This window comes from Cellulomonas septica (assembly GCF_012396155.1).
Lineage (GTDB): Bacteria > Actinomycetota > Actinomycetes > Actinomycetales > Cellulomonadaceae > Cellulomonas > Cellulomonas septica.
Genome location: NZ_JAAXOY010000346.1, coordinates 1 through 3715 on the forward strand (window position 1 = coordinate 1; position 3715 = coordinate 3715).

Annotated in this window: 4 protein-coding genes; 2 read left to right on the top strand and 2 right to left on the bottom strand. The window is 74.0% G+C overall.

Annotated elements, in window-relative coordinates; translation table 11 throughout:
• Positions 1-144: 144 nt before the first annotated feature.
• Both HGA02_RS12945 and HGA02_RS12950 read right to left on the bottom strand, forming a co-directional pair.
• Positions 145-1758: a beta-1,3-glucanase family protein gene (locus tag HGA02_RS12945; RefSeq protein WP_168679353.1), complete on the bottom strand. Its 1614-nt coding sequence runs from the start codon at positions 1756-1758 to the stop codon at positions 145-147.
• 470 nt (positions 1759-2228) lie between these two features.
• Positions 2229-3017, bottom strand: a complete 789-nt coding sequence (locus HGA02_RS12950; protein ID WP_168679354.1) for a hypothetical protein — start codon at positions 3015-3017, stop codon at positions 2229-2231.
• Here HGA02_RS12950 and HGA02_RS12955 point away from each other — a divergent pair.
• On the top strand, positions 2986-3348 hold the full coding sequence (locus tag HGA02_RS12955) for a hypothetical protein (protein WP_168679355.1): 363 nt from the start codon (positions 2986-2988) through the stop codon (positions 3346-3348). The two genes, HGA02_RS12950 and HGA02_RS12955, sit on opposite strands and share 32 nt — an antisense overlap.
• Positions 3345-3715: hypothetical protein (locus HGA02_RS12960; protein WP_210728529.1), on the top strand; the 371-nt coding region annotated here is incomplete at its 3' end. The genes HGA02_RS12955 and HGA02_RS12960, both read left to right, overlap by 4 nt.

Consider the following 3715-nt stretch of genomic DNA (forward strand, 5'->3'; position numbering starts at 1 on the left):
GGCGTCGACCCACCGGCGCGCAGGAGGCCGCCCCGCGCGACGCGGGACGGCCTCCTGGTGTCGCGGGTGCCGGTCGAGACCGGTCACCGCCGACGTGGTGCGCTCAGCGCGACGCCCTCCCCGTCGCCGCGCGCGCGAGCACCGTCAGCGCAGCGTCCACCGCTGCGCGCCGCTGCCGTTGCAGTCCCAGATCTGCACCTGCGTGCCGGCGGTCGTCGAGCCGCTCGGGATGTCGAGGCACCGGCCGGACTGCGGGTTGCGGTACGACCCGTTCGACTGCGGGATCCACACCTGCGCACCCGTGCTGTTGCAGTCCCAGAGCTGCACCTTGGTGCCGTTGCCCGTGGCGCCGCCCGCGATGTCGAGGCACTTGCCCTGCACGCGCAGCGTGCTGCCCGCCTCGACGAACGACCACTGCTGCGCGACCGTCCCGTTGCAGCCCCAGATCTGGATCTTGTTGCCGTTGGTCGTGCTCCGGTTGTCGTTGTCGAGGCACATGCCGTTGGCGTTGACGAACGCACCGGCGGTCGTCCCGCCGCCACCGCCGCCACCCGTGCCGCCGCCCGTGAACGGGCTGAGCACCAGGCCGGCCGAGCGGGGGTCGCCGTCGTGCACGAGCGACTCGAACGCGCCGACGTCGTCGAACGCGAACGCGTACGCCTTGCCGTCGGCCATCGCCGCGTGGATCGCCTTGGCGTACTGGTTGGTCGGGTTGCTCTTGTAGAAGTCGGCCGCGTTGGTGCTCGGCTGCGTGTCGATCGTGCCGAGCGTCCCGCGGTTGAGCGCCGCGCAGAGCGTGCGGGCGATCGGCCCGACGACCTGGTCGTTCGGCGCGTGCAGGTTGCCGTCGCACCCCCAGACATCGGCGCTGCTGGGCTTGCTGAACGACGCGACCTCGGCGCCCGACGCGTTCGTGAACCGCATGACGTTCCCGCTGGTCCGCCCGAAGTACTTGAGGTTCGGCTGGTCGCCGAAGGGCACGACGGTCAGCGTCTTGGACGTGTACGCGTTCCACGCCGAGGTGATGTACGGGTCCAGGTAGGTGGCGCTCAGCAGGCCGGTCCCGGCCGCCTTGCCGGGCGCGAGCACCCGCAGCACCGTGCCGTCGGACCGCGTGACGACGGAACCCGACCAGCCCGGCTGCGACTTGAGCACGTTGATGACCTGGTCGCGGCCGTTCGCGACGACGTCGCCCGTCCGCTTCGTCGCGCCGCTCGCGCCCGTGACCGTCACGGCGTGCGGGATCGCGAACATGTCGACCTGCGAGCTGTTCAGCCACAGGCCGGCGTCGTTGTAGGTGAGCTCGCTCCAGTCGAACAGCACGTCGCGGCTCGCGTCGCCGCCCGCCCACGGCGCAGGCTGGACGAGCCCGTCGGGCGTGAGGAAGAACGGCAGCTTGGCGCCCATCGAGAAGTAGATGCGGCCGGAGAACCCGCGGGGCACGTTGATGGTCCGCGTGCTGCCGTTGGCGGGACCCGCGATGGAGACGTCGGGGGCCGGCGACGGCGGGTTGGACCCGGCGGGCCACGGCGTGAAGGTGCCGCTCGCGTTGACGTACCCGAGCCGGCCCGTCGCGAGGTTGGTGCCGAGCACGTACAGGTGGACCGCGTCGCCGCGCCCCGTGCTGTTGGTGACGGTGACGGGCAGCACCGACGGGCCGACGGCCTGGGCGGCCGTGGTGCCGGTGAGCGTGAGGGGGACCGCGAGGGTCGCCGCGGCGAGGACGCCGACGAGCGCTCTCAGTCTGCCGATCTGCATCTGATGACCTTCCGGGGGGAGGTGGTCGAGAGGTGTCCGCCCGCGCCCGGAGGTGCGGCGCGAGACGATGACACGTGTCACCCGACCGTCGTCGCGATGCCCCGAGGGCGTCGTGGCGTGGCCGGGCGCGTGGAGTGGGACGGGTCGTCCCACTCGTGAGGCGCTCCGCAGGGGGAGGGCGTGCGAGTCGTGCACCCCGCTCCGGCGACGGTCACCGGGCGGGCGTCGTTCCCCGCGCCGACGTCGGGTCGCCGCGGGTGCGTGCCTCTCGCCGGACGGGCGACGATGCCCGGCGACGGTCGGCCGCGGTGCTGCCACGTCACCTGCCGACGAGCCCGACCAGCACCACCGTTGGTTACTGACAGCCAGGTAAGCGCGATGACCCGAGTCATCCTGTCGTTCACCCGAATGGCCGTCAAGGCAGCGCCGCTCGCCCGCTCGACGGGTCACCCGGGAGCGTGACCCCGAGGTCAGCCCGTCGACCACCCGCACGCCGCACCCACGAGGTCGTACACCGACCCGCGCAACGCGTCCGACGACGGCACGTAGAACACCGGCTGCTCGACCCCGTCGACCCGCGCGTGCACCCCGAAGAACGTGCCGCGCTTGTCCTCCGCGACCGCGTGCGGGTCGCACCGGCTCGGCACGACCGGCAGCACGAGCGTCGTCCCGCCGTCGAGCGCCGCGGTGTCCACCGCGACCGGCCAGTCGTTCGTCAGGTCCGCGGGGATCACCAGGTTGGTCCGGTCCACCTGCCACACCTCGACACGCGGGCCGCCCGCGACGGGCTCGACGTGCAGCGTCAGGCTCCCGACCAGACGCCCGTCGACCGGGCGCCGGGGCAGGTCGTCGTCGAGCCACAGCCGCGCGCCCGCCGCCACCGCGAGCGTCGCGCAGTCCTCCCCGTGGATCCGCGCGAGGTGCCCCTGCGGGTCCTCCGGCGTCACGACGACCGTCCCCGCGCGGCCCTCGTCGTCCACGACGTCGAGCTCGACCTGCACTCCGCCGGCCGCGGTGCCCATCCCGTCGGGGGCGCCCCTCCCGTCCGTGTCAGCCGCGGCGTCGCCGGAGGCGGCCCCCGTGCTCGTCGCCGGGCAGACGGGGTCGCCGAGCGGTACCGACAGGTCGCGGTCGACGCCCGCCCGGATCTCGCGTCCCTTGGCGCTGGACGCGTCCCCCTCGACGGTCGGCGAGCGCAGCGTCGCCCGCTCGACGGTGAGGTCGACGGTGCCGGTGTTCGCGACGCGTACCTGCACCACCCGCCGACCCCAGTCGGCGCGCGACTGCCGGATCTCGACCGCGAGCGCCGCGGCCAACCAGCTCGACGTCGCCCACCTGCGCGCGACGGGCGAGGCGCGGATCGACCCCGGCGCCGCGCGCGACGCGGCCGTCGACTTCCTCTCCGTGCGCGGGTACGCACCCGGGCGCATGACGGTGTCCGCCGCCGAGGACCAGGTCACCGTCGAGGTCGAGGACGTCGTGCCCACGGTCCTGCTGCAGCTGGCGGGCGTCGACACGTTCACCGTCGAGGGCAGCGCGACCGCTCGCGCGGCGGTCGGGATCGTCACCGAGATCGGGGGAGCACCGTGAACGAGACCGAGCTGCGCTCGGACCGCGAGACCGGCCCGGGCAGGTTCCTGCAGGAGGACGTCGAGCAGCGGCCGCGCCGCGTCGCGTCGTCGGTCCTGTCCGCCGCGCTGCTGCTCCTGCTCGTGGTCGGGGTGCCCGCCGGGCTGCTCGCGCTCGACGCCGCCCCGGCGATCCCGCGCTCGCTGCCGTCGCTGGACGCGCTCACCGGCACGATCGGCGTCGAGCAGCTCCTCGCGGTGCTCGTGTGGATCGTCTGGCTCGCCTGGCTCCAGTTCACGATCTGCACCGTGGTCGAGCTGCGGTCCGCGCTCTCGGGCGTCGGGCTGCCCGCGCGCGTCCCGCTGGCCGGGCCGAGCCAGCGGCTGGC